The organism is Iodidimonas gelatinilytica (genome assembly GCF_008579125.1).
Classification (GTDB): Bacteria; Pseudomonadota; Alphaproteobacteria; order Sphingomonadales; family Rhodothalassiaceae; genus Iodidimonas; species Iodidimonas muriae.
Map to the genome: position 1 here is coordinate 1 of NZ_BKCL01000023.1, position 2,316 is coordinate 2,316.

Genomic DNA, 2,316 nt, shown 5'->3' on the forward strand with positions numbered 1-2,316 from the left:
GCAGCCTGAGGGGCATTTTATGCCCCTCCTCTGCAAGATAATCATCTTCAGCATCAAGAGATGCTGACCCGACCTCTACCAGACCACATTTTCAATATCGGTAAAGTCGATACTGCTGCCATCGGAAAGCGTGATGGTTCCGTGCCCGTCATCGCCCAATGCAAGGAAACTACCCTCCACATCATTGCTGTTGAACGTCTCTCCGTTTTGCAATTCGATGGTCCAGTCCTGCCCGCTGCTCACCGCAGCCGACAGATCAATGCTATCGGTCCAGGCGCCACCACCCCCGGAAATCAGGTCATGACCTGCATTTTCCTCGATCAGGAAGATATCATCTCCACTGCCGCCGAGCATGAGATCATTGCCCGTCCCACCAGAGAGTGTGTCATTACCAGAACCACCCGACAAAATGTCATTGCCAGAGCCCCCCTCTAGCCGATCATTGCCAGAGCCGCCGAAAAGAATGTCGCTGCCGTCATTACCCTCCAGATGGTCATTACCCGAGCGTCCGATCAGAAGATCGCTTTTACCAAGGCCAATAATATGATCATCGCCTGAACTGCCCATCAGCAGATCACTTCTATCTGTTCCTGTCTTGGTATTGATGGCGGAAGCACCCCCTTCTGTACCACGCCCCGTCTCCTCAACAGGGAGCGTTACTTGAATTGTGGCACTATCCGTGCCGCCATTTCCATCAGAAACCTCAACGACCAAAAACCGGTCTGCATCTCCTTCGCTGCCAAGTTTTGAAGGATCGGCCACCGTGACAACGCCGGTGTCGGGGTCGATGGCAAAAGCGCCATCATCATTGCCCTCGGCAAAGCCAAACACAAGGCCAGTATCGCCATCTGAATCCATGACATCGAAATCAAAAATTTCGGCCCCGGCAACCGTGCCTTCAGACAGGTCAATAGCGATGACCCCATCATCGGGGATAGCTTCAGGAATTTTATCAAAACCAATGGATTTTATCGTGAAATCCGAATTATCGCCGGATGACTTTCCTGTTACATCAACGGCTTCAATGACCACAGAGGCAACGGCACGCCCCCCTGTATCCAATGTGTAGGCAACCGAAGAGCCAGACAACCGCGTGCCTTCATCAAGATTGAGCATACCGGATGCGATTTCATGGCCATCGGCATCATAAGCCGTCCACTTCCCTTGTTCGCCGCCGGGGAATTCCCGTTCAATCTGACGTTCGGTGACAATCTCCACATTGGTCACTGGCTCATCAAATGTGAGCGTCAATTTTTCCGAGGTCTGGGTTCTGGGATCGAAATCGATCTGGCTGTTCAGCCGCACGCCATGAATACCAATCCCATCCCGGCTCGACACAAACAAATCCGCTGCATTTCCATCAATGCCCGTGGCATCAACAGTTACGAAATCTCCCAAACGAGCCGTAGAGCCATTATCGGGATCGATCGTCATGGTGCGTGCATCAAGATCAACACTGATGTCGCCTTCTTGATGAGCCGTTAAAACAGGCGCATCATTGGTGCCCTCAACGGTTACGACCACACGCTCTGACGCGATGCCTCCATTGCCATCATCCACCTGATAGGTGAAGAACACATCACGGCTTTCGCCGGGTGCCAGATCCTGAAAATCATCACCAGGATCAAAGCGATAGCTGCCATCGGCATTCACCGTTACCGACCCTTCCGCAGGGCCATCGAGCAGGCTGAAAGTCAGATCGTCTCCCTCGGCATCCAAGGCAAAAAGCCGCCCATCGACTGCAGGGCCATCTTCGAATGCGGCAGCGGCAGCGGGAAAAGCCAGCGGCGCATCATTGGTGCCGGTAACGGTGATAGTCACCGTCGCGGTATCCGTGCCACCATTGCCATCATCCACCTGATAAGTGAAAGACACATCGCGGCTTTCACCTGCCGCCAGATCCTGAAAACCATCGGCAGGATCAAAGCGGTAGCTGCCATCGGCATTGACCGTGACCATCCCTTCCGCAGGACCATCAAGCAGGCTGAAGGTCAGATCATCCCCCTCCGCATCCAAGGCGAAAAGCCGCCCATCGACTGCGGGACCATCCTCAAATGTGACAACTGCAGCGGGAAAAGCTATCGGCGCATCATTGGTGCCGGTAACGGTGATGGTGACGGTCGCACTATCCGTACCGCCATTGCCATCATCCACCTGATAGGTGAAAGACACATCACGGCTTTCACCCTCCGCCAAATCCTGAAAACCGTCAGCAGGGTCAAAGCGATAGCTGCCATCGGCATTGACCGTGGCCACCCCCTCCGCAGGGCCATCGAGCAAGCTGAAGGTCAGGGTGTCGCTGGCATCCACATCACT

1 protein-coding gene is annotated in these 2,316 nt (G+C 54.1%); it reads right to left on the minus strand.

What is annotated here, in order from left to right:
* Nucleotides 1–75: 75 nt before the first annotated feature.
* Nucleotides 76–2,316, minus strand: a 2,241-nt coding sequence (locus tag JCM17844_RS13800) for an Ig-like domain-containing protein (RefSeq protein ID WP_150001477.1), incomplete at its 5' end; no start/stop codon positions are given.